21 protein-coding genes are annotated in these 25,432 nt (G+C 42.2%); 4 read left to right on the plus strand and 17 right to left on the minus strand.

The genetic code is table 11. The annotated features are described in order from the left end of the window. The first annotated feature begins 60 nt into the window (after positions 1-60). Positions 61-954, plus strand: coding sequence for a LysR family transcriptional regulator (locus AACX38_RS04665; RefSeq protein WP_228863645.1), 894 nt, complete (start codon positions 61-63; stop codon positions 952-954). Between the two features lie 140 nt (positions 955-1,094). Here AACX38_RS04665 and AACX38_RS04670 read toward each other — a convergent pair whose 3' ends face one another. Next, positions 1,095-2,297, minus strand: coding sequence for a BaiN/RdsA family NAD(P)/FAD-dependent oxidoreductase (locus tag AACX38_RS04670; RefSeq protein WP_228863646.1), 1,203 nt, complete (start codon positions 2,295-2,297; stop codon positions 1,095-1,097). A 321-nt stretch (positions 2,298-2,618) separates the two neighbouring features. Between AACX38_RS04670 and pitA the strand changes: the two genes are divergently transcribed. Next, complete coding sequence (pitA, locus tag AACX38_RS04675) at positions 2,619-4,109, plus strand: inorganic phosphate transporter PitA (protein WP_099111019.1); 1,491 nt, start codon at positions 2,619-2,621, stop codon at positions 4,107-4,109. Between the two features lie 96 nt (positions 4,110-4,205). On the opposite strand, the gene uspB is transcribed toward pitA, so the two are convergent. Further along, positions 4,206-4,538 carry a universal stress protein UspB gene (uspB, locus tag AACX38_RS04680; protein ID WP_228863647.1) on the minus strand — a complete coding sequence of 111 codons (333 nt, stop codon included), beginning with the start codon at positions 4,536-4,538 and terminating at the stop codon, positions 4,206-4,208. Positions 4,539-4,875: 337 nt separating this feature from the next. On the opposite strand from uspB, the gene uspA reads away from it, so the two are divergent. Then, a complete protein-coding gene (gene uspA, locus AACX38_RS04685; protein WP_099120419.1) occupies positions 4,876-5,307 on the plus strand; it encodes a universal stress protein UspA in 432 nt (143 codons plus the stop codon). Between the two features lie 267 nt (positions 5,308-5,574). Beyond that, the gene (gene gdhA / locus AACX38_RS04690; protein WP_099120418.1) at positions 5,575-6,918 is read left to right on the plus strand and encodes an NADP-specific glutamate dehydrogenase; all 1,344 of its coding nucleotides are present in this window, start codon (positions 5,575-5,577) and stop codon (positions 6,916-6,918) included. An 89-nt stretch (positions 6,919-7,007) separates the two neighbouring features. On the opposite strand, the gene AACX38_RS04695 is transcribed toward gdhA, so the two are convergent. The 15 genes from AACX38_RS04695 to treB all read right to left on the minus strand — a co-directional run bounded on the left by AACX38_RS04695 (position 7,008) and on the right by treB (position 25,145). After that, positions 7,008-9,173 (minus strand): peptidase domain-containing ABC transporter, encoded by a 2,166-nt coding sequence (locus AACX38_RS04695; RefSeq protein WP_228863648.1) that lies wholly within the window; start codon positions 9,171-9,173, stop codon positions 7,008-7,010. Continuing rightward, positions 9,145-10,410 carry an HlyD family secretion protein gene (locus tag AACX38_RS04700; protein WP_228863649.1) on the minus strand — a complete coding sequence of 422 codons (1,266 nt, stop codon included), beginning with the start codon at positions 10,408-10,410 and terminating at the stop codon, positions 9,145-9,147. Before AACX38_RS04700 ends, AACX38_RS04695 begins: the two co-directional genes overlap by 29 nt. Then, positions 10,391-11,305, minus strand: a complete 915-nt coding sequence (locus tag AACX38_RS04705; RefSeq protein WP_228863650.1) for a hypothetical protein — start codon at positions 11,303-11,305, stop codon at positions 10,391-10,393. Before AACX38_RS04705 ends, AACX38_RS04700 begins: the two co-directional genes overlap by 20 nt. A gap of 18 nt (positions 11,306-11,323) precedes the next feature. Continuing rightward, positions 11,324-12,502: a cyclophane-forming radical SAM/SPASM peptide maturase XyeB gene (gene xyeB, locus AACX38_RS04710; protein ID WP_099120414.1), complete on the minus strand. Its 1,179-nt coding sequence runs from the start codon at positions 12,500-12,502 to the stop codon at positions 11,324-11,326. 62 nt (positions 12,503-12,564) lie between these two features. Next, positions 12,565-12,720 (minus strand): XyeA family cyclophane-containing RiPP triceptide, encoded by a 156-nt coding sequence (gene xyeA, locus AACX38_RS04715; protein ID WP_099120413.1) that lies wholly within the window; start codon positions 12,718-12,720, stop codon positions 12,565-12,567. Between the two features lie 210 nt (positions 12,721-12,930). Then, positions 12,931-13,674, minus strand: a complete 744-nt coding sequence (rsmJ, locus tag AACX38_RS04720; RefSeq protein ID WP_228863651.1) for a 16S rRNA (guanine(1516)-N(2))-methyltransferase RsmJ — start codon at positions 13,672-13,674, stop codon at positions 12,931-12,933. A 17-nt stretch (positions 13,675-13,691) separates the two neighbouring features. After that, entirely contained in the window at positions 13,692-15,734 is a 2,043-nt protein-coding gene (gene prlC / locus AACX38_RS04725; RefSeq protein ID WP_228863652.1) for an oligopeptidase A, read from the minus strand. Positions 15,735-15,860: 126 nt separating this feature from the next. Continuing rightward, complete coding sequence (locus tag AACX38_RS04730; RefSeq protein ID WP_228863653.1) at positions 15,861-17,105, minus strand: type II toxin-antitoxin system HipA family toxin; 1,245 nt, start codon at positions 17,103-17,105, stop codon at positions 15,861-15,863. After that, positions 17,098-17,373 (minus strand): helix-turn-helix domain-containing protein, encoded by a 276-nt coding sequence (locus AACX38_RS04735; RefSeq protein ID WP_099120409.1) that lies wholly within the window; start codon positions 17,371-17,373, stop codon positions 17,098-17,100. Before AACX38_RS04735 ends, AACX38_RS04730 begins: the two co-directional genes overlap by 8 nt. A gap of 486 nt (positions 17,374-17,859) precedes the next feature. Further along, a complete protein-coding gene (gene prlC, locus AACX38_RS04740) occupies positions 17,860-19,902 on the minus strand; it encodes an oligopeptidase A (protein WP_228863654.1) in 2,043 nt (680 codons plus the stop codon). 273 nt (positions 19,903-20,175) lie between these two features. Continuing rightward, complete coding sequence (locus AACX38_RS04745; RefSeq protein WP_099124907.1) at positions 20,176-20,502, minus strand: lysozyme inhibitor LprI family protein; 327 nt, start codon at positions 20,500-20,502, stop codon at positions 20,176-20,178. Beyond that, a complete protein-coding gene (locus AACX38_RS04750) occupies positions 20,502-20,981 on the minus strand; it encodes a hypothetical protein (RefSeq protein ID WP_228863655.1) in 480 nt (159 codons plus the stop codon). The genes AACX38_RS04745 and AACX38_RS04750 overlap by 1 nt, the downstream gene beginning before the upstream one ends. A 151-nt stretch (positions 20,982-21,132) precedes the next feature. Continuing rightward, complete coding sequence (locus tag AACX38_RS04755) at positions 21,133-21,702, minus strand: hypothetical protein (protein WP_228863656.1); 570 nt, start codon at positions 21,700-21,702, stop codon at positions 21,133-21,135. A 314-nt stretch (positions 21,703-22,016) separates the two neighbouring features. Beyond that, positions 22,017-23,681, minus strand: coding sequence for an alpha,alpha-phosphotrehalase (gene treC, locus AACX38_RS04760; RefSeq protein WP_228863657.1), 1,665 nt, complete (start codon positions 23,679-23,681; stop codon positions 22,017-22,019). 27 nt (positions 23,682-23,708) lie between these two features. After that, positions 23,709-25,145 (minus strand): PTS trehalose transporter subunit IIBC, encoded by a 1,437-nt coding sequence (gene treB / locus AACX38_RS04765; RefSeq protein ID WP_099120403.1) that lies wholly within the window; start codon positions 25,143-25,145, stop codon positions 23,709-23,711. Positions 25,146-25,432 lie beyond the last annotated feature (287 nt).

The raw sequence follows: 25,432 nt of genomic DNA on the forward strand, positions 1-25,432 counted from the left end.
TTGCTCGGTAGTGTCGATTAGATTAAATTAAACTCAGTGTTTACTAATATTTAACAATATATGATTTTTAATCACTTAAACCGAATTCAAACGTTTCTTGCGGTAGTAGATTGTGGGTCATTCACTCTTGCTGCAAAACGGCTTTTCATTAGCAAAGCGATGGCGAGTATTCATGTGAAATCGTTGGAGGAAGTGCTGAATGTGCCGCTGCTTATTCGCAACACACGAGGCATCACTCTGACAGAAGCCGGTGAAGTCCTATATAAGGATTTTCGGGAAATATTTTCTAATATTCAGACATCTATTGAAAACATATCTGACATTCATCGTTCTTTGTCCGGAACTCTGAGTATCACATCCACGGCGGAATTTGGTGCGCAATTTTTACTGCCGTTAATTGGTGAGTTTTGCAAACTTCATCCAAATTTAGGCATCAATTATTACGCTGATTCATCATTGAATGATTTAATTTCAGAACGGTTTGATCTGGCAATTCGCTTAGGGACTTTACGTGACTCGACTTTAAGAAGCAGAAAACTGGGTAATTATGCCATTGTTATGGTGGCCTCATCAGAGTGGTTAAAAAACAATCCCGTTAAATCCCTTGATGATTTAAATGCTGTGCAGTGGATTGCTAGCAGTAACTTACAGGCACCAACACAGTGGACTTTACGCAACGATAAAAAGGAAGCGTTCGAATTTCGTGCTATGGCCCGGTTTCACTCTAATTCAGCCTTAGCTATTAAGGCGATGGTGTGTTCCGGACTCGGTGTAGCCATTCTGCCGGAGTGGATGGTGAAAGAGGAAATTGCGAAAGGGGAGCTGATCCAGTTGTTTCCCGACTATACATTGCCCAAGCAGGACATCACGATTGTATTTGCCGGTGATCATCGTATTCGCCTCAAATGCCGCGTTTTTATTGATTATCTGATACAGAATTTGCATTTTAATTAAGCTGATTTTAAGCACTAATTTATCCTTTTTAAGGATATGCTGTATTTCACTCTGAATCCCTGTAGTGGTAGCTATGGTTGCCCGTAAGAACAAGAATCGAATCGTTCTTATGGGCAAAATTTATTGCCAACAGATAAATGTTATTGTCTTTCCACAGCCACCAGTGCCTGCGCACAGGCCCAGGCTGAACTCCATGCCCACTGGAAGTTATACCCGCCAAGCCAGCCGGTGACGTCGACAACTTCACCGATAAAATACAATCCCTTCACCTTATGGGACTCCATTGTTTTCGATGACAGCTCATTAGTGTCTACGCCACCGAGAGTCACCTCTGCGGTGCGATATCCCTCAGTACCATTTGGCTGTACCTGCCAGCATTGCAGGGTAGTGACCAGATCTTTTTTCTGTGCTGAATTGAGCTGTTTCAGAGAGAGTTCTGGTAGCTGACCAAGAGATTGCAGACACTCCACCAGACGTTTTGGCAACAGTTTGGCAAGGGTGTTTTTCAGGCTTTGGTTAGGGTGGGTTTCACGTTCCTGAGTTAAGAAGTCATCCAAGTCGATATTCGGGAGTAAGTTAATACTCACATATTCACCGGGCTGCCAATAGCTGGAGATCTGTAGAATAGCGGGGCCGGAAAGTCCACGGTGAGTAAACAGGATATTTTCCCTGAACACCGTTCCGTCCTGTGCGGTAACAACGGAAGGTACCGCCACACCGGAGAGAGTTTGAAGCTGTTCCAGCAATGGTTTGTGTAGGGTAAAAGGAACTAAGGCGGCACGAGTTGGCAGGATATTAAGACCGAATTGTTCCGCAATGCGATAACCGAAAGGAGAGGCACCTAAACCGGGCATAGATAATCCGCCAGAAGCCACGACAAGTGAGTGCGCGCTTACTTTTTTTCCTGATGCAGTAATTTCGAACTCTTGCTCATTTTTCTCTATCTGAGTGACTTCACTACGTAAGCGAATTGTCACCTGACCGGCTTCGCACTCTTTCAAAAGCAGGTTAATAATCTGCTGAGCCGAGTCATCGCAAAAAAGCTGCCCTAACGTTTTTTCATGGTAGGCAATACCATGACGTTGCACCAAATCAATAAAATCCCATTGTGTGTAGCGAGCAAGTGCTGACTTACAAAAGTGCGGATTGGCTGAAAGGAAGGCTGCGGGTTCGGCATACATATTGGTAAAATTACAGCGTCCACCCCCGGACATTAAAATTTTGCGGCCTGCTTTTTTACCATTATCCAGTACCAGAACGTTTAGTCCTGACTGCCCGGCCTGTGCTGCGCAAAACAAGCCAGCCGCGCCAGCACCAATAATTACTACATCAAATTTTTCCATTCGTTTGCTATCTCTATACTTGCAGAATAACTTTCTTGCCGGATTATTTTTCAGGAAATACACTTCATTGTGGAGGGACTATCTGCGAAATGCAGAGAAAAATAAGTACTTGGTTGAACTTTTATTATGGCAGGCCATTTTTCATCAAAAAAATATAAAAAGATAAAAATCACATAATTTTTTGATTTTTATGATAAAAGTAAATCATTCGCTGCCGGTTTATTGTCATTAAATCAAAAAAAGGTCATATTTCTCTTTTCCCGCCAGCGTTTGTCACTGATAATGCGCCGCGTTCATGTCCTACTAACTGGCTTAACGTTTATGCTACATCTGTTTACTGGCCTGGATTTTTATACCGGCCTTATGTTAGTACTTGCTCTGTTGTTTGTGCTTTTTTATGAAGCCATCAATGGGTTTCATGATACCGCAAATGCAGTAGCAACTGTTATTTATACCCGCGCTATGCGCTCGCAATTTGCTGTTGTCATGGCAGGGGTTTTTAACTTTTTTGGTGTTCTACTTGGTGGATTAAGTGTCGCTTATGCGATTGTTCATCTATTACCTACAGATCTCCTACTGAATGTCAGCTCAAGCCATGGTTTGGCGATGGTCTTTTCCATGCTGCTGGCGGCAATTATCTGGAATCTGGGCACATGGTATTTCGGGATCCCGGCATCCAGCTCTCATACGTTGATTGGTTCTATTATCGGGATTGGCCTGACCAATGCGATAGTGACCAGCTCTTCTGTTGTTGATGCGCTGAATATTCCGAAGATGATACAGATTTTTATGTCCTTGATTCTGTCTCCTATGATTGGTTTGGTGATCGCGGGAGCGATGGTCTTTTTACTGCGCCGTTACTGGAGTGGTACTAAAAAGCGCCGTCGTATCCATATGACGCCGGCTGAACGTGAAAAGCAGGATGGTAAACGTAAACCACCATTCTGGACACGAACAGCTCTGATCCTTTCTGCTGTTGGTGTGAGTTTTTCTCATGGCGCCAATGATGGCCAGAAAGGGATTGGTCTGATCATGCTGGTACTGATTGGTGTCGCGCCTGCTGGCTTTGTTGTGAATATGAACTCAACAAGCTATGACATTGCTCGTACCCATGATGCTGTTGTGCATTTGCAGCAGTATTATGAGCATCATGAACCTGCGCTTACCCATGCAATTGAGCTGACTCCGGCCATATCTCCGGTTGAAGATCAACTGGATATGAATTTCCACTGTGATAATTCACGGGCACTGGATGTGCTGAATACCACGGAAACAATGCTGGGAAGTATTCAGAACTATAGTGAGCTGAATCCGGATCAACGTAACAGCATGCGTCGCATGTTGATGTGTATTGCTGATACAGCAAGTGCTGTGGCTAAATTGCCAGAAACCAGCATGGAAGATGCACGTTTCCTGCATAAATTGCGTAAAGATCTGCTGAATACCGTTGAATATGCACCAATGTGGATAATCATCGCGGTGGCGCTGGCACTGTCTCTGGGCACAATGGTTGGCTGGAAACGTGTTGCTGTCACTATTGGTGAAAAAATCGGTAAAAAAGGCATGACTTATGCTCAGGGGGTTTCCGCTCAGGTGACCGCCGCAGTATCGATTGGGGTTGCTAGTTATACGGGGATGCCGGTATCGACGACACAGGTTCTTTCTTCTGCGGTCGCAGGTACAATGCTGGTTGATGGTGGTGGTGTTCAAAGTAAGACTATCAAAAATATCATGCTGGCGTGGGTACTGACATTGCCGATTTCAATTGCCCTGTCAGGCTGCCTGTATTGGATTGCTCTGCAATTGATCTAAGCTTAAGTTATTAAAAAGGGTTGGCAGCTCTATCAGCAGCTCAACCCTTTTTATTGCCACTTTTTATTTTCAACTCGCTTTCCCTCTCTGTTGTTATCAGACTATCGCTATTCCTACCAGACACAGTAAGACAATCCCACATAACACTTTCGTCAATATAAACTGCTTACGCAGCCTTTCGCAGAAAAAGATGACATCATCATTGTGATGGTTGAGATAGCCTTGTGTGTTAATGTAGCGTACCAGCCGCATTTGTTTACTGAATTGGCCATTACCAGTAAAAAAACCATTACCATCAATGGCTTGATATAGCATCGGATCTGCCTGACGCAGAATAGATAATAAAGCACGTAGTGAAGAAATATAACGTAATATATTGATAATACAGATAATGCAAATTGCCCAGAAGAATGCAAGCATACTGAACATATTCCCCCTCCTTAGAGTGGCAACGGGATATTGTGTATGGATTAAGAATTTATCTGAAAAGGTAGCAATGTAAATAGTCACAGTATTAAATTTTAGGAGGAAATGGCTTATTAGAAAAGCCAAGTGATATTGAAAAATGGCCTCAGTATCAGAGATAAAATGTTTAATACAGTTATGGTATTGAAAGCAGATATCTTTTCTTTCAAGTGGTTAACTAAATAAAGTAACAAGTTGTGATCACGACGACACTCAAAAGAGGCGTCAAGCAGTTATAGTATAAGTATAAAATCATGGCGTTTAATGCCGCCAATCCATTTTATGGAAGGAGTTCACTTATATGGCTTATAAACATATTCTTGTAGCAGTTGATCTATCTCCAGAAAGCAGGGTCTTGGTGGATAAAGCGGTTTCTTTGGCAAGGCCATACAATGCTAAGGTTTCCTTGATCCATGTTGATGTAAATTACTCTGATTTATACACCGGCCTGATAGATGTCAATCTTGGTGATATGCAGGCACGTATCGCAGATGAAACCCGTAACTCCCTGAAAGAGCTGTCAGAGAATTCAAGCTATGAAATTCAGGAAACGCTGAGTGGTAGCGGCGATTTAGGGCAAGTACTTGTTGATGCGATTAAGCAATATGATATGGATCTCGTTGTCTGTGGTCATCATCAGGATTTTTGGAGCAAGCTGATGTCATCAGCTCGTCAGCTCATTAACACAGTCCATGTTGATATGCTTATCGTTCCGTTGCGTGACGAAGATTAATATTCTGCTGAAAACTTATTCTATGGAATCGCCTGCTCATTGCAGGCGATTTTTTTGCTTCCGTAAAGGATAAGGTGCTTTAAAAAGCTTTTTATTAAGAAATTATAAAATTTATTTTCAACAAAATTAATAAAAATAGTTATTGAAATTCAATCATAAAATAGTGGTATATTCAGAAAGCAAACCGTAATTACCTCACATTTTCGACAAAAAATAACAAAGGAAATGGGGAGGGCATCACATCTGAATGTATAAAGGAAGCTATAAATGAATGTACCATCATCTTTAGTCTCATTTCTTGAATCTGTTCAGTATCACAATCCACATCAACCAGAATATTTACAGGCAGTAAGAGAAGTATTGACCTCGCTCTGGCCTTTTCTTGAGCGGAATCCGCAATATCGTGAACAGGGGTTATTAGAGCGTTTGGTTGAACCAGAAAGAGTTATTCAATTCCGCGTCAGCTGGGTTGATGATCAGGGAAAGGTTCAGGTAAACCGCGCATGGCGGGTACAGTTCAATTCGGCCATCGGGCCATTTAAAGGCGGGATGCGTTTTCACCCTTCCGTTAATCTCTCTATTCTGAAGTTTCTGGGTTTTGAGCAAACATTAAAAAATGCGCTGACAACATTACCAATGGGCGGTGGAAAAGGTGGTTCTGATTTTGATCCTAAAGGGAAAAGTCAGGGTGAGATTATGCGGTTTTGTCAGGCATTAATGACAGAGTTGTATCGCCATCTGGGGCCTGATACTGATGTTCCTGCCGGCGATATCGGAGTTGGTGGCCGGGAAGTGGCGTTTATGGCCGGGATGATGAAAAAGTTATCCAACAACACGGCCTGTGTTTTCACAGGTAAAGAGCTTTCTTTTGGTGGCAGTCTGATCCGCCCGGAAGCGACGGGTTATGGTCTGGTTTATTTCATTCATGCGATGCTGAAACGTCATGGTATGGCGCTGGATGGTATGCGGGTATCGGTTTCGGGAGCAGGAAACGTCGCTCAATATACCATCGAAAAATGTCTGGAGCTGGGGGCTAAAGTGGTAACGGTATCCGATTCTGGCGGTACTGTTCTGGATGAAGAAGGATTCACTCCAGAAAAACTGGCTCATCTGGAAGAGATTAAAAATAAGCGTTATGGGCGTGTTGAGGATTACGCCAAAGAACGTGGGCTGACTTTCCTTAAAGGGCAAAACCCGTGGTCAGTGCCTGTAGATATCGCTCTGCCTTGTGCGACACAGAATGAGCTGCATCTGGAAGATGCAAAAATACTGATTCAGAATGGTGTGAAATTGGTAGCAGAAGGAGCCAACATGCCGGCAACTATCGCAGCCACGGATGCTTTCCTTGAAGCTGGTGTTCTGTTTGCGCCGGGTAAGGCCGCCAATGCGGGAGGTGTAGCCACTTCGGGCCTGGAAATGTCGCAGAATGCGATACGCCAGAACTGGAAAGCAGAAAAAGTGGATATCCGCTTACATCACATCATGCTCGATATTCACCAATCCTGTGTGGAATATGGCGGGGAAGGCAAACAGATCAACTATGTACAGGGTGCGAATATAGCGGGTTTTGTTAAAGTTGCGGATGCCATGCTGGCGCAAGGGATTTTGTAATTCAGTGAGCTTACCAGTAAACAATAAATGATTTTTGATGAATAAACCCCATGTTGAATGGGGCTTATTTTTTTGAATATCAAGTACAATCAGAATAAAACAGTGCCGGATTTGGCAAATTCCGTAAAAGTTTTGTCTTTTAGATTATATATTCTATCCGCGGCAGCAATCGTTTCAGGCCGATGTGCTACAAAAATGCGGGTAATGGGCATCTGTTTTATCGCGTTATTGATCTTTCGTTCATTAAATACATCGAGGTCACTCGTTGCTTCATCAAGAAAAAGGATTCGTGGGCGCTTATAAAGTGCTCTGGCCAGAGATACGCGCTGCTTTTGTCCTCCTGAAAGAATACTCCCCATATCACCTATCATTGTTTCGTACTGCATTGGCATAGTTATAATTTCGTTATGGATTGCTGCTGCTTTAGCACACTCATACATCCATTCAAGGTCGGGCTGAGGATCAAAAGAGGAAATATTATCCATCAGAGAAGCCGCAAAAAGTTTGTCTTCCTGCATCACAAATGCGGTATGTCGCCGATATTCGTCAATACCAATCTGTCGTATGCTGGTTCCATCAATCAATACACCTCCTGATTGGGGAAGGGCTAATCCCGCCATTATTCTGAGAAGAGTGGATTTACCACAACCTGACGGCCCGATAATTGCGATATTTTCGCCTGCATTAATTTCCAGATCGATATCTTTAAAAATAAAGGGTTCAGCTTCGCCGTAACGATAGGAAAGATTATTGAGCGTTATCCGACCTTCCACAGCCTCAAGCGGAACTAAGTTTTTTGAATACCAAGTGTCCTCTGTTTCTGCGGTTGCAACGTCCGTTAGGCGATCTGAGTGTATTGATATAAGGCGAAAATTAAAAAGTGAATTGATCACTTTAATAGAGCGGGTAAGAAACATATTAGCGTAGAGCATAAAGGCGAATAGAGTCCCTGTTGTTATTGCGCCATGTTCCATGAGATTACCACCAAAGAATAAAATCGTTGCTGATGAAAGCCCTGTAAGAAACCCTGACAGGGTTTGGTTTATCAGATCTATCTTGAATAAATGAGCTCTGGCATTAGCTGTGTTAATAACTTTATTAAGCCATGTCATACGCCGATTTTCTGTCAGGGAAAATACTTTGACACATGCCACATTTCGTACTGTTTCAAGGAAATGAGATGACTGTAATGCTTCATTGTGAATGGCCTCAACTCGGGCACTTTTGTATGTGTTATAGAGGGCAAGTTTTACGCTGAGATAAATAAAGATAATGAGCAGGGAAATAAAAGCCAGAAGCGCGCTGTAACAAAACATTAGCGTTATCAGAGTTAGTAGAATGAGCACATCAAGCAAGGAAGTCAGCATTTCTGCGGTGAAGGCTTCTTTAATTTCATTGAGTGATGTCAGCCGGGACGCTATATCTCCTACATGGCGCTTTTCAAAGAATGTTAACGGAAGGCTCAGTAACTGGTTAAAAAAACCTATACTCCACTGTATTCCCAAAGAGTAGCGCATCGCCATCAGGGTCCAGGCCCGGATAATGCTGAGTGCAGAGCGGAGAATAAGTAGAAAAATAACGCCAATAACAATCAGATTCAGCATTTCGAAGTCACTGGATCGCAAAACAATATCGATAATAAATTGAGAGCTGAGGGGAATTGAGAGGGCTAGCCCCTCAATAAAAAGTGATATCAGAATGATTTTTAGCAACGTGCTTTTAAGGTTAGCTACACCCTGGAACATATCTGTGATAGTGATACTTTCACTCACTTTTTCCTTTTTAAAATCAGAGCGTGGCCATACTTCCAGAACTATTCCCGTGAATTTATTTGACAACTCTTTTAGGGAAATGATTTTTTTCCCTAAGGCAGGATCATGGATAACGGCGTTTTTCTTTGTGATTTTTTTTAGCACGACGAAATGATTAAAGGACCAGTGCAGAATACATGGAAGCCTGACGTTTCTGAGTTCTTCGAGATCAAGGCGTATGGCTCTGGCATTCATATTTATTCTATCTGCTACTGTGATGAGTTGTCTTAATGACATGCCATTGTTTGATACGTCGAAAATTTTCCTCATGCTGTAAACATCAGTTTCCCGTTCGTGCCAGCTTGCAATCATGGCTAAACAGGCTAATCCGCACTCTGTCACCTCGGTTTGTATGATTACAGGTAGTTTTTTAGTGAAAAACTCGAAAAAGCCACTGATTTTATATCGTGTATCCTTATTGTGTGTTGTCACATATTCTTTCATATACCCTCTTCACTGGCATAAAGAGCCATTCATAATTCTTTCTGGTTCTTACATATATCTCTGTCTCTACTTTCATACCCGGCAGAAGAGAGAGTGATTTTTGTTGTGCTGTCATAACTGGCCGCACAGTTATGCGGAAAAGTGCTTTACCTTCACTATTGGTCTGAGTGGATGGAGGGATATTGACCGGGGCTTCTGAGATTGTTTCGATGACTCCTGCAACCTTTCCATACCACTGATATGGATACGCTGCTATCCTCATTTTTACCTGTTGTCCATCAGCCACATCGCCGAGAGAATCGGATGAAGAAAGCAGTTCAATTTTTGGCCTTGCAGCCAGGGGAACGATGACGGCGACTTGTTGGCCTGCTTTTACTCTCTCGCCTTTATGGGCTGTCACGCTGGTTATCTTTCCATTAAATGGTGCGACAATCAGATATTCTCTTTGCTTTTCTATATTCAGAATTTTTTGTTTTATGCCAGCAATTTCAGCTGTAATTAATTTTTTCGCTGAATCCGACTCCCTATCCGTCGCTGATATTTTATTTTTCAAATCCAGCAACTCTCCTTGTAGGGTAATTATTTTTACCTTTGCAGATGAGAGATTTACTATGGCTGAATAATAATCCTTCTTCCTGTCAATAAATTCAGAATCACGCGCAAGGCCTTTTTTGCGTAATTGTTCATATAAGCCGGATTTTTTTTCGAACCATTTCCTCTGTTCTTCCGCATTTTTTATCAGGATATTTAAACTATTTATTTCCTGTTCTTTATTTTTTATTCTCTCAATAAAGTAAGTTTTATTTTCCTCAGCTTCGGTGGTGATAATATTAATTTTTTTAAATAGTATATCCCGTTGTTTTTTCAAACTCTCTTCTATTTCAAATTTAGTAGCACCAAGATTAGTTTCAGTTTCATCACTCACAGAAAAAATAACTTCACCCTGCTTAATGAATTTCTTTTCTGAAGCGACTGAATTAATAATGATGCCATTGTTTTGTGCAATGAGTGACACTGCCGGAGGGTCATAAATGACATTACCGGTGGCGTTAACTCTTTCGCTATAAGAGCCGAATATGATGATTGATACAATAAAAGCAACAGTCAGCATGCCTGTCAGAATACAAATGGAGAGGCTGGATGGAATATCCAGATAAGATACGCCAAGCCATCCCTCCTGTTTATGTTGCAGAGCTTCGGCACGATAGATGGAGTTTTCATGCTTTTCTGTGCTCATCGGAAAAAAAGACCTTTTTATTTTTAAAATCTATGATTAATTTCCGGTTTCGGAGAAAGCTGTTTCCGAGAAGGCCATCAATTTTTCCCATATGCTGAAAATGTCCGTCAACAATTACAGCCCCGAACTGTTCTGCTTTTCCGGTCACTGATTTAACTGTAAGCATTGTGGCTTCACATCCTTTATTATCCATTTCCGGATTCACCACGAGGCAACTTGTTGGTGCATAGGCTTTAAGTCTTTCACGCCATATCATCGATACGGTGGCACCGGTATCCAGGATCATGTGGTATTTATGACCAGATAGCTCGACATCAAAAACCATTCCACTGGAAGATCTCTGGAAAGGAAGTTCTGTAAACCCTTTTGGTGGCTTGTTTTTATCGGTAACGCTATTTTTTATTGTGAGTGAATTAGAGATGTAATCTAATGTTATTTGTTTATCTTTAAAAGCATCAAGACCCACAACAGGTTTATCGGGTAAATTTCCTTTTTTATAAACTAGCAGCCCCCACGGTTTAAATGGAGTAATGCTCACGTTTTTAAATTCCATATTATTTACGTTTAATGAGCTGGCTGAATATTTTATATTTGTCTGAACCTTACCGGTTAAATCTGTACTGTGATAAACATTTTCTTTTTTGAGCCCTTTGATTTTCTTTATCTGAGATTCGTAAAGATAAAACCCCATAGAAGAGCCTGTATCAATCATTGCATATACTGGCTGTCCATCAATAATAAATGTTGAATAGGGAACAGAATATTTATCAAAGCTCAGATTCAGAGTTATAGGTTTTTCTAAATTATCAATAGAATTATTAGCGACGGAATTCTTTGATAAAATGGCTAAGGCAAAAAATGACAGAACAGATAACCAATAATTAAATTTTATCATTGTTGTAATTCGCTATTTTTATTGTTGGATATTTTTTATTATTGTTTCTTCACTAACACCAGCCTCAATCAGGTGTGATGCAGCGCGACTGAGAAAAACCCGCATGGATGGACAGAAAACGGTTTTATTATGAAAGCGATTGGTTGGTGAAAAACGGTTAACCAGACGGCCACCATGACAGATTTTACTCCATATACAGTCATTGCAATCTTCAGGTAATTCGCTATTCAGTGAAGAATATTCTTTAGCATTAGTTGATTCGAGCACACTTGAGAGAGTTAATTCTCTGACATGTCCAATGGGATTAAATATTTTATCTGAGGTTGATCGCAGGGTGTCATCAATACGGAGCAGACCATCAGAAGTTACAGTGAAAGCATAAACCGATTCAACATTGGCACTTATGCCTATAATACGGTGAAACTGGCTATTAAGCATTGTCCCCAGATATGTGTTAAAGATCCTGACAAAAATATTTGGCTGACCGTCAGCAAACCAGGCGTCAAGCGCCTCATTAAGGAATCGGCCAATACCTTCGGCGTCAGTGCTATCAGCATGTTGATCATCAGGTATGAGGAAATCGAAACGCTGGCATTTGAGTTCTTTTGAGAAATGATGATAAATTTCTCCTCCATTGGCGTTAGCATTTGCCACAGAGAGAATTCCTGGTTCTGCCGGAATACGTCCTTGCGCCCACGCATTTTGGAGCATACGTAAGCCATTAACTGTTCCTTCGTAAGTGCTTTTTCCTTTTCGATCTAATCGATGCCTATCATTGATGTGTTTTGGTCCGTCTATAGATATGCTTGCATGAACCTGATGTTTTTCAAAAAGAGCAATCCATTCATCATCAATCAGAATACCATTGGTCTGTAATGCCAAAACTAGCTGAGAGTTACCATAGTTACCTTCGCGGAGAATCTCACACATTTGATTGAAACGTTCTTTTTTCATCATCAGTGGTTCGCCACCGTGAAAATCTACCTGAATTACCTCAATATGGTTTTCTATTACAGAACGTTCAAAGAATCCTCTCAGTGCTGCTATATTATCAAGAGATATAATTGGAGCACTGTCAGCAGCCAATGTATTTCCCATATTAAATACATAGCAGTAAGTACAATTAATATTGCATCGTTCACTGACTTTTAGAATTATTTCAAGATGTTTAATCTTCTCATTTTTTATTATCGCCATCGTCACATCTCCATGAATAAATAGGAGAGATAAACGCATCTCTCCTATTTATTTTATGATTATTACAGAGACTTACTCCAATTTCCAAAGGCATTCACCCAGCCACCGGAAACTGTATCTAATAGACCATCAACGAGTTCTTTTCGCTGAGTTTTATTTTTATCTGAATTGACTATTTGAGATTTATTTTCTGCTATTTCACGTTGTAATTTGCTCATGGTATCTCCTTATTTTTCAAATGAGATGTCATATCTAAAAGAGTGATGACTTCCGGAGTATAGAGTTAGTTATTTATACGAACGCTAAACAAAAGCATAACAATTTATATACTGTTTTATTTCTTATTTAAAACATAACTGTGGAGTATTTATTTTTCAGGTATGAATACCTGAAAAATAAATATATTTAATGGGGATGGTGGTGTGTCATCAACAAGGATAAATATCAAACCGGTGGTTTTTGGTAGTAATGGCGGCGGATGCTTTCACTCCTGCCATTGGTTCGGCGTAATCAGGTCGTTTCACTACAACGCGGCGCTTTGCCAGAGTACGGGCTGGTCCTAACAGCGCATCAGCATCTTCATCAGCACCTACGAGAGACTGGAATACACGCATTTCTTTTTTGACCAGAGCACTTTTTTGTCGATGCGGATACATCGGGTCAAGATAAACCACATCCGGTTGCGGAGTGATATCTGTCAGAGCGGTAATACTTGAAGCGTGGATTAAGGTCATGCGTTCCTTCAGCCACTCGCCGATTTCTTCATCCTGATAACCGCGCTGTAGCCCGTCATCCAGCAATGCCGCAACGACCGGATTGCGTTCCAGCATTCTGACATGGCAACCGATTGAGGCCAGAACAAAAGCATCCCTTCCTAGCCCTGCTGTGGCATCAACGACTGTGGGTAAATAATCTTTCTTGATGCCGACTGCTTTCGCAACGGCTTCACCGCGTCCGCCTCCAAAGCGGCGGCGATGTGCCATGGTTCCGGTCACGAAATCAACATAAATTCCGCCCAGCTTCGGCTCATCGAGTTTACGCAGTTCCAGCCGCTCGGGAGTCAGAACCAGGGCCATAACGGAAGCTTCATCGTGTACCAGACCCCAGCGTTCAGCCAAATAAGATAAGGCGCTGCTATCAGCGCCCTGTTCGCAAATTAAACAAATTTTCACGCGAGTTTCCACACAAATTATCCCGTGATCCCAGCACTTTTCAGCATGGCATCCAATTTTGGTTCGCGGCCACGGAAGCGGATGAACAGCGTCATTGGATCTTCAGAACCGCCACGGGACAGGATATTGTCGAGGAATGACTGACCGGTTGTACGGCTGAAAATACCTTCTTCGGAGAAGCGGGAGTAGGAATCTGCTGCCAGTACATCAGCCCACAAATAGCTGTAATAGCCTGCGGCATAGCCACCATTAAAAATATGGCTGAAAGAGTTAGGGAAACGGTTCCACTCTGGTGATGGCACAACAGAAACCTGTTCTTTCACGGAGTACAGCGTTGGCAGGATTTGAGCGCCTTTTGCCGGATCATATTCAGCATGCAGGCGGAAATCGAACAGACCAAACTCCAGCTGACGCAGGATAAACATCGCGGACTGATAATTCTTCGCTGCCAGCATGTTATCCAGCATTTCCTGTGGCAGAGGTTCATTCGTCTCGTAATGACCGGAGATAAACGCCAGTGCTTCCGGCTCCCAGCACCAGTTTTCCATAAACTGACTTGGCTGTTCTACCGCATCCCACGGAACACCGTTAATGCCGGCAACATCCAGTGTTTCGATTTCGGTCAGCATATGATGCAGGCCGTGACCAAATTCATGGAACAGCGTTATCACTTCATCGTGAGTAAACAGAGCCGGTTTGTCACCCACTGGCTTATTGAAATTACAGGTCAGGTAAGCAACAGGTTTCTGCAATTCACCGGAAGCAAAACGCATTCTGCCGGTGCAGTCATCCATCCATGCGCCACCACGCTTATGCTCACGGGCATAGAGATCCAGATAGAAGCTACCGCGCAGTTCCCCTTTTTCATCATACAGCTCGAAGAAACGAACATCAGAATGCCAGGTTTCTACATCGTTACGCTCTTTGGCAGTGATGCCATAAATGCGGCGAACAACTTCGAACAAACCTTCAACGGCACGTTGTTCAGGGAAATAAGGGCGCAGTTGCTCATCATCAATGGAGAAATGATGCTGTTTCTGTTTTTCGCTGTAGTAGGTGACATCCCAGGCTTCCAGCTTATCAACACCGTAATGTGAATGAGCAAAGTTTGTCAGCTCTTCCAGCTCTTTCTTGCCCTGACCATGCGCACGGTTAGCCAGATCATTCAGGAAATCGAGTACCTGCTGAGGATTTTTCGCCATTTTGGTGGCAAGGGATTTTTCTGCATAGCTTGCGAAACCCAGCAATTGAGCGAGTTCATGCCGTAATGCCAGCATTTCCGCCATAATAGCGTTATTGTCCCATTTCCCGGCATCTGGCCCTTGATCAGACGCTCGAGTCGTGTAGGCGTAATACATTTCCTGACGCAGTTCACGGTTATCAGCATACGCCATGACGGGAAGATAGCTTGGCATATTCAGCGTCAGTAACCAGCCTTCCTGCTCTTTGGCTTCTGCGGCGGCTTTGGCAGCAGCTTTGGCACTTTCAGGTAAACCAGCCAGATCGTTTTCATCAGTAATGAGTTTCGTCCAGCCCATCGTGGCATCCAGTACGTTATTGCCGAACTGGGAACCCAGCTCTGACATACGGGCTGCAATTTCACCGTAACGTTTCTGTTTTTCTTCCGGTAGACCAATGCCGGATAACTCAAAATCACGCAGAGTATCTTCGATAGACTTGCGTTGTGGCTGGGACAGTGAATTAAAAATCTCACTCTCTTTTAGTGATTTATAAGCCTGATATAGCCCTTTATGCTGCCCAAGCCAGGTGCTGAATTCGGAGAGCAGAGGCAGGCTTTGTTCATAGGCTTCACGAAGCTCTGGGCTATTTTTGACTGAATTCAGGTGCCCGACTGGTGACCACATACGGGAAAGTTTATCTTGCTCTTCAGAAAGCGGCTGGCACAGACTATCCCAGGTAAAAGCGGAGTTCTCAGTTAAAATTTTCTCAATGACCTGACGGTAGTTTGCCAGCGTTTCTTTTACGGCAGGAACGACATGTTCAGGTTTAATGTCAGCGAACTTAGGCAATACTGAAGATGTCAGTAACGGGTTAGTCATAATGAGCGCCTTATCTTTGTATAGGGGTATAAGCTGTTCTCAGCCTGATATCCCATTATGGGGTATGGGTGATAGATGGGGATAAAATAGCGTGAGTTCAATGCTTAGTTTCGTATGCCGCTAATGTCATAGTTTTAGATCCAGCCATTTCTGCTCCATATGCAGGGCAATGGTTGTCACTACGGTATTATCAATGCCTAACTCATGAGCAATTACCGGAAAACGGCGTGTTTCAGCATAAATTTCTTCGAGCATGTTTATTAACGGATTAATAGAAGAAAATCCAGCCTGCCCTGCCAATTGTTCTAATGCAGAAGAAGTAATTATTTTGCCATTACCATTAAATGAAGTCATATGTTCACCATAAGGAGATGGCATATACACAACATCATAAAATGGTGAAATACGCCAGTTGTCAGCATCGTCAGCCAAATAAGCAAAATTTTTGGCGTGATCATCCTGATTGACGGTCAGATAATTAAATAGAGCACGTTTCACTAGTTTCTTAGCTTCCTGTACACCACATAAATGTCTTGTGACTTTAACTAAGTCAACATAATCCAAAGAAGGCTCCCGGAAAGGTGCATCCAGCAGTCCACACGCTGAAATCATGTGATAGCGACCTTGCCCCGGGCAACAATCAAACCGTGTTTGTTGTAACCAGAAGTGACCATTTCCCACATCCAGTAATTCGAAATCAGGTACTTCGATCCCAATATTTCTGGCCATTTTCATATAGGCATATTCAACAAGGCTTTCCGAGTATTTCAAAGAAAATTGCGCAGAGGTTAGTTTGATAATCAGCTTTTCCCCAATGGCATCAGTCCGGGTTGAAAATCGACCATCTGTACATTTTGTCACATTGAGCTTGGGACGAGCACCACCTGAACCACTGGCATCTATCAGAGAATGCAGAAAATGAGAGTCTATACCTTCAAATTCTTTAACGGCTTCTTTGCCAAGCGTAATAATATCGATATCTCTTTCATCTGGACTGAAAGCGTGCGTAGCAGGTTCATAATAAAGCGCTCCAGAGCACCGCTCACCAAGATACGCCAGTCGTTCCAATGCTGTCACCATTTTGGGATTATAGCCATTTTCCCGAAACACACGGTCCATTAAATACAGCCCCCAGCCATCGGGCAGGCTGTCACCAAACACGCCATGTAACCCATAATGAGGTTCTTTTGGGGCTTTTTGTAATGAAGTATCCGCGTTAATCAAAAATGGAGAAAGAGATTTAGGATGAGCTGTAAGATAGGTTTCATCATATTGAAAATAAACCCCTGTTTTATTCTCTGCTAATTGCCCGACTAGCACGTTGTTGCCATCGGATAATTTTCTCCTGACATTCAGAGGAGTATTAAGCATTTTTCAGTACCTCAGCAATGGTGGTTGGTTCACGCGGACGTTCTTTAGTGAGCTCATGCAGGGAATGCAGTCCGTCCACTGCTTCCAATAACATGAGGAACTGTCGTAATGAAATATTACCGGTACGCTCAAATTTCCTGATAGTGCTATAAGGTACGCCGGAACGGTTGGCTAACTCTTCAACAGACGATTTTTGTTGTTTCCGTTGCCGCTTGATAAAATCTTTTAATTCATGTTGCACATCATAGGCGGTGTAGAGAGAAAACATACGAATACCTCTATTGCTATTTTTGCTACTATTGTAGCAAAAATATGGTCTATTTCGTGTATTTTTGTCATAATAGTAACATTTTATTGATAGAGTCAATGCGACCTGTTTTGGGTGGCAACACAGGTAAAATAGTCATCATAAAAAAGCCAGCAGATGACTGTGCTGGCTCATTGATAAATTTTATATGAAAAATTATCTTTAAAACCTATTTTTTAATTATGTTATTAACCGACTGAATCTATACCCTATGGATTTCGAGTTGCATCGCGGTGGCGAAGGAACACATCCCCGGGAGCATAGAAAACTATGTGACCGGGGTGCGTGAACGTAGCCAACAAAGAGGCAGCTTGAAAGGCGACGGGTATATTAGATAGAAAGTAATTTATCCAATAATGGTGATCTGAATATAGGGTGCGGATCATATTTATTCATAACTGAAATAAGGCACTGCTATCAGCGCCTTATTATTGATTAAACAAATAATTATCCGGTAATGCCCAGCCTTTTCAGAAGTGCATCCAGTTTTGGTTCGCGGCCACGGAAGCGGATAAACAGTGTCAGAGGGTCTTCTGAACCACCACGCCCCAGATAATCATCAAGGAATGACTGACCGGTTGTGCGGTTGAAAATACCCTCTTCAGAGAAGCGTGAATAAGCATCTGCTGCCAGTACATCAGCCCACATATAGCTGTAATAGCCCGCTGCATAGCCACCGTTAAAGATGTGGCTGAAAGAGTTCGGGAAGCGCTCCCAGTCTGATGACGGAACGACAGCAACATGCTCTTTCACTGACTCCAGTATCGGCAGGATCTGAGCGTCTTCTTCCGGGTCATATTCAACATGTAAACGGAAATCAAACAGGCCAAACTCTAATTGTCGTAGCATCTTCATTGCTGCCTGATAATTTTTCGCTTCCAGCATATTATCCAGCATTTCTTTCGGCAGAGGTGCATTTGTCTCGTAATGACCGGAGATAAATTCCAGTGCTTCCGCTTCCCAACACCAGTTCTCCATAATCTGGCTCGGACACTCTACCGTATCCCACGGTACGCCGTTAGTACCGGCAACATCCAGAGTTTCAATCGTAGTCAGCAGTGTTTGCAGACCGTGTCCAAATTCGTGGAACAGCGTTGAAACTTCAGAATGTGTAAACAGCGCGGGTTTACCACCTACAGGCCCACTGAAGTTACAGTTAATGAAAGCAACGGGTTTCTGCAACTCGTCGGAAGCAAGGCGCATTCTGTCAACATAGCTGCTTTGCCATGCTCCGCCTTTTTTACCTGCGCGGGCATAGAGATCCATATAGAAACTACCAAGCAGTTCTCCTTTATCATTATGAAGCTCAAAGAAACGGACATCAGAATTCCAGATTTCTACATCGTTACGCTCTTTGGCGGTAATGCCATAAATGCGGCGAACAACTTCGAACAACCCTTCAATGGCGCGTTTTTCCGGGAAGTAAGCACGCAGTTGCTCTTCATCAAAAGAGAAATCGTGCTGTTTTTGTTTTTCGCTGTAATACCTTACATCCCAGCTTTCCAGCTCATCAACACAGTAGTGGGATTGGGCAAACTCGCAAAGTTCTTCCATCTCCCTTTCCCCCTGTCCATGGGCGCGGTCAACCAGACCGTTTAAGAAATCGAGCACTTCCTTAGTTGTCTTCGCCATTTTGGTTGCGAGAGAATTTTCAGCGTAGTTTTTAAAGCCTAACAGCAGAGCAAGTTCATGACGCAGCGCGAGAATTTCTTCCATAATTGGGTTATTGTCCCACTTACAGGCATCCATACCCTGATCAGAAGCACGGGTCATATAAGCGGTATAGACTTCTTCACGCAGCTCACAGTCATCTGCATAGCTCATCACTGCACTGTAGACTGGCGGATCCAGCGTCAGTAACCAGCCTTTTAAATCTTTCGCTTTAGCGGCAGCTTTGGCTGAACTTTTTATGTTTTCAGGTAAACCAGACAGATCGCAGACATCGGTGACGAGCTTTGTCCAACCCATTGTGGCATCCAGCACATTGTTACCGAAGCGGGCGCTCAGCTCAGACAAGCGAGCCGTGATTTCACCGTAGCGTTTTTGTTTCTCTTCCGGTAATGCAATGCCGGATAGAGTGAAATCAAGCAGCTTATCTTCTACAGCCTTACGCTGCGGCTGAGACAGTTTTTCAAACTCAGGACTTTCTTTCAGTGACTTATAAGCCTGATATAGCCCTTTGTGTTGACCCATCCAGGTCGAGAACTCAGAATTCATTGGCAGGCATTGTTCATAAGCCACCCGGAATTCCGGTGTATTTTTGACGGAATTGAGATGAGATACAGGAGACCAGACGCGCTCAAACTGATTCCTTGCCTCAGAGATTGGCTGACATAAATTATCCCAGGTAAATTGACTATTTTCGTTCACCACTTTCTCAATTACCTGACGATATTTAGCCAGCATTTCTTTCACCGCGGGTACAACATGTTCTGCTTTAATAGAAGCGAATTTTGGTAGTCCAGAAAAATCTAATAATGGATTAGTCATAATGAGCACCTTATTAGTATTAGTGTAATTGGGTAATACCGATGTCCCAAGGAGTTGTTGTTGAAAGACGGGGATAAGATATCGTGAGTTAAATTTAAAAGCCGCATTTTTCTTTGAATAATAGTGTTCTTTTTATATCAGTGATCTGCGAAGTGGTGTTATAAGAATAAAAAATAAAATCAAATGACAGAATAAATTAAGTGGCAGGGGAAATAAAAAGCCAGCAAATTTAAATGCTGGCTTAATAAAAAGTTTTAAATAATAAATCTGATTTTAGATAGGTTTCTCTATTGAGTTATAAAGCGTATCCAATTGATTAATTCGCTGGCGATAACTATTGGTCAGGCAGGATATATTAGCTCCACATTGCTGACGCTGTTTCAGCCATGCCTGCTGGCTATTATACATCTCTCCTGATACACCCATTGCAAATAATCCGCGTAGGAAGTGATACTTCACACTCATCTCTACATCCAAATCATTCAGCTTCTGGCTGGCACAAATTGCCTTTTCATCAGGGGCTTTGGCTTTTGCACAATCAAAGCTGGCTGCGAGGCTGAGTGGCGACAGCAGGAATAATAAAAACAGCATATACCGCATTATTTTTCCTTATCCGGAGGAACGACAGGCCCCGGCCCCATTGGTAATTTGGGTACTTTGGCATCTTCATAATTGAAGGATTGTGGTTTACCGGTTGCATCGAGTTTGCAGGAGAACTGAATATTTTTCCAGCCATTATCGGTCCGATACATACCAGCCCCGACTAATTCTGAGGAACTCATTAATTTGATGCTATCTGGTGATACATCACCAAGGAAAACTTTATCGGCATCTTTGTGATGTTGTTGAATAATAGGTAAAGCAAAAGGACGGCAAATAAATTCAGCGATTTTTTTAGCATCTGACCACTTATTTATATCTTTTAGTGCTGATTTATCGATAACTTGTTTATCAATTTGTTGTTGAAGGTATTTTTGCTGATTCTGAGATAATTGAAATGTGGGGGATTCGGCTTGTATGGCAGAAGAGAAAACCAGACAACTGATACCAAGACAGGTTAAATATTTTGCATAACACATAGCAAGATACTCCGACGAATAGGTAATCGGAATAAGTATGGCACAGGTTTTCAGGCTGTGCCATCATAGTTTTGTGTTCATCATCGTTGAGTTTAGATATATAGAATGTGCTAACTCAATTATATATAAATCATCTTAATTCATATATAAATTATTCGGTTATCACCAGAGCGTTTACAGACGAATCATGACTGATATAACCATCACGACAATTTGACTCACTATCATCACAAACAAAGTTAACCGGAACCTGACAGTTTGTCCCCGGTGTTGGATAAAAATAAGTTCTCCATCCATCTTCCATATCGAGATAGTCTGTTAGTAATTTTACACTACAATATTTTTGTTCTCCGTTTGGTGCATCATATTCAATATTCCATGTCACCCATTTAGCTGATGCATTGCAATTATGAAATATATTATCATCATCTTCTAAATTGAAGTTTTTTTCCTCATAACGAGATAAAGTAAATTCATCTTCTGGCCCGGCATTATACATACATTCATCTTGATCACGTTTAATTTTAACCACAGCAGTCTTACTGGCATTTAACATGTACATATTATAATATGCAGAATATACAGATGGTTTATCAATGTGCTTCCCCATCGCTTTTTTGTGAATATGTGAAAATGTATTGTCTTTGGTTAATGAACAGCCTGCAATAAGCATGATGCTTAAATATAAAATATATGATATGTATTTTTTTAATGATTCCATTTTTATTACCTTTTTATTATCTGTGTCGTATTTTAAAGTCATACTTTCGGGGAGATTATTAATATGGTGAAAAATCCACCAACAAAATTGTGATTTTTAAAATAGATATATGATTTTTCATTTTAAGTATAGCAGGGATTAATAAAGGTAAAGTTTTATCTGGAAATTTATTTTTTCTGGTGGGAGTATGATGATTTATTTATTAGTTTTATTTTTAATTTATATCATGCCTCACTTTTATTCTGTGAGGCATGATGTTTTAAGTGGCATGTAAACAATGTATTATGCATTATCAAGATGCATAAATAATATTGCTATGTTGAAATTAAATAAACCGACTCATAAGGTTTGATCTTAATTTCTTTTTCCACTGTGACGGGTGATGGATAATTACTGATTAATACCTGCCACTCTTTTTGTGTAAGTTCAGACTCTGGTGACCAATGCTGTGTTTCATCACTAAGATTGGCAATAACCAGTAAAGTCTGATCCTGCCAGCGTCGCAGATAGCACCACAGAGAAGGGTGCTCAGGTAAAAGATCCAGATAATCACCATAAGTCAGTATAGGCTGTGTTTTTCTTAACTGAATTAAATCCTGATAGCAGTAGAATACAGAATCTTTGTCCTGTAATACGGATTCTGCATTGATTTCACGATAATTATCGCTGGTCGCTATCCACGGAGTTCCAGCGGTAAAACCAGCATTGTCAGTGTTATCCCATTGCATTGGCGTTCGGCTATTATCACGGGATTTTTGCGCCAGAATTGTCAGTATTTCTTCTGAAGACATGCCTTGTTCGATGCGTTCCTGATACATATTCAGGCTTTCAATATCCCGATATTCTTCAATGCGCTTAAAGTGAGGATTGGTCATACCAAGCTCTTCACCTTGATAGATATAAGGTGTTCCCTGCATTCCGTGCAGCACCATGGCTAACATTTTGGCAGATGCTTTATGGTGCTGGTTTTCATCCCCGAATCGGGACACAATGCGGGGTTGATCGTGATTACACCAGAAAAGAGCATTCCATGCTTTCTGATGCATCCCTTGCTGCCAGACTGAGAAAATCTTTTTCAGTTCAATATAATCTGGTTTCGCATGTGTCCATTTTTCCCCATTCGGGTAATCAACTTTCAGGTGATGAAAATTGAATGTCATGGAGAGTGCATTCCCACTTAACGCGCTATAACGGACACAATGTTCAAGGCTTGTAGAAGACATTTCACCGACAGTCATTAACGCTTTAGGCTGGAAAACATCACGGCTCATTTCCTGCAAAAACTCGTGTATACGTGGGCCATCGGTATAAAAACGACGCCCATCACTATGATCATCATCAGGATAGTCCTGCTGTTTTGAGACAAGATTAATGACATCCAGCCGCAGTCCATCAACACCGCGGTCAGCCCAGAATTCACAGACTTTTTTCAGCTCAGCGCGAACGGGTTCATGTTCCCAGTTCAGATCAGCCTGTTCGACGGCAAACAGGTGGAGGTAATACTGCTGGCTTGCTGCATGCCATTGCCACGCGTTGCCGCCAAACTTGGATTTCCAGTGATTAGGGGGATTATCCTGCCCGCCACCTTCTTTCCAGATGTAAAACTGACGGTAAGGATTATTTGCGTCCTGCGCGGCCTTAAACCACGGATGTTCCGTTGAAGTATGGTTGAAAACCATATCTAAAATGATGCGAATGCCACGGCGATGGGCATTCTCCACCAGATTATCAAAATCTTCCATCGTGCCATATTCAGGATTAATTGCGCAGTAGTCGGCAACATCATAACCATTATCCACCTGTGGAGATGGATAAATAGGGGTGATCCAGATAGCACCTACTCCGAGGTGCTGTAAATAATCCAGACGTTGGGTGATCCCGTTAATATCACCAGTACCATTTCCTGTACTATCCTGAAAACTTTTTGGATAAATCTGGTAGATAGCGCTGTCTAACCACCAGGGTTGTTGTTCAGTCATAACAATACCTTATAAAACTATATCCTATTAACCCGCGGCTTCATTGTTGATCAATTCTTCTTTGCGTTCGTTCCTGCGATACATCAGCACAGTCAGTGCCATTGGGACAATAATCACAATCAGCATAGCGAGAAGGTAGATCATCCAGAATTGAGGTTTGATGGACAGAATACCCGGTATACCTCCCACCCCGATACCATTGGAAGTCACGTGGTTTAGCCCACATAACAAACCCGCCAGACTCGTACCAATCATTGCGCAGAACATCGGGTAACGGTATTTCAGGTTAATACCATACATGGCTGGTTCAGTAACGCCGAGGTAGGCTGAAATTGCCGCAGGAACGGAAAGCTCCCGCTCATTTTGTTTTTTACTTGCCCAGATGATGCCGATAACAGCGGAACCCTGAGCAATATTAGACAGGGCAATAATCGGCCAGATAGGGGTTCCGCCCGTGCTTTGGATCATTTGCAGGTCAATCGCCAGCGTCGTCTGATGTACACCGGTAATCACCAGAGGAGCATAGAAGAAGCCAAATAAGGCAGCACCGATTGGAGCAAAACTGCCGGTCATCAGCCCTTTGACGCACCAGGCCACACCATCACCGATTGAACGCCCAATCGGGCCGATGATTGCATGGGCAAGGAAAACGGCCAGCAGCAGGGAAACAACCGGAACAACCACCAGATAAAGATAATCCGGCACCAGTTTCTTCAGGCGTATTTCAATCCAGCCTAAGGCTAACCCAGCCATCAGAGAAGGAATAACCTGTGCCTGATAACCTACTTTGGAGATGGTAAACCAGCCGAAATTCCAGACTTCTGGGATTTGTTGCCCAAGTTGATAGGCATTCATTAATTGTGGCGAGACTAACGTGATCCCCAGAATAATCCCCAGAATGGGCGTTCCACCCATTTTTTTAACGGCAGACCAGCAGATCCCGACAGGGAGATAGAAAAATATGGCTTCACCGATAAGCCAGAGGAAATTATAGATGGTTTGCCAGATTGGATATATATCGGCAAGAGATTTTCCGTCACTAAATGGAATGCCGCCGATCAGATTTCGAAGGCCTAATATCAGACCGCCACTGATAAGGGCTGGCAATAATGGGAAGAAGATCTCAGCAAAATGTGAAATTGCATTTTCATACCATTTCATATTTTGTCGTGCAGCCTGCTTAACTTCTTCTTTATTTGCTGACTGCTTCCCGGTTGCGGCAAGCAGAGCTTTATAATAAATATCGACATTCGTTCCGATGACGACCTGAAATTGCCCGGCGTTAGTGAAACAGCCTTTCACCATTGGTAACTCTTCAATGGCCTTAGCATCAGCGTTTTCCGGGGTATTAAGAACAAATCTGAGCCTGGTGATACAATGGGTTACGGAGGCAATATTCTCCTGCCCTCCGACTAATCTAATAAGATTATCAACATCCTTTTGATTTATTGATTTTTTCTTCATGCCTTTTCTCCTTTCTATGGCAGGAGTAGTAAATAACGGAAATTGGTACTAACAGAATGATTACTTTTATGATGAGATAATTCATAGAGTGAAGTAATAACCAGCCCATCCTAGTCAGATTTCAGAATTTTGAATATGAAAAGATACGTTGTTTGAGTTTTGGATCACATTTTATTCTACTAAATTGAAAATATAATAATTTTCATATTACTTAAATTTATTGTTTCAGTAATTTTAATTTACCGAAGGATTAATGTGTTTGATTTATGAGTTTTATTGTTTCCATA

Origin of the sequence: Xenorhabdus sp. PB30.3 (genome assembly GCF_963895965.1) — a bacterium.
Taxonomy (GTDB): Bacteria; Pseudomonadota; Gammaproteobacteria; order Enterobacterales; family Enterobacteriaceae; genus Xenorhabdus; species Xenorhabdus stockiae.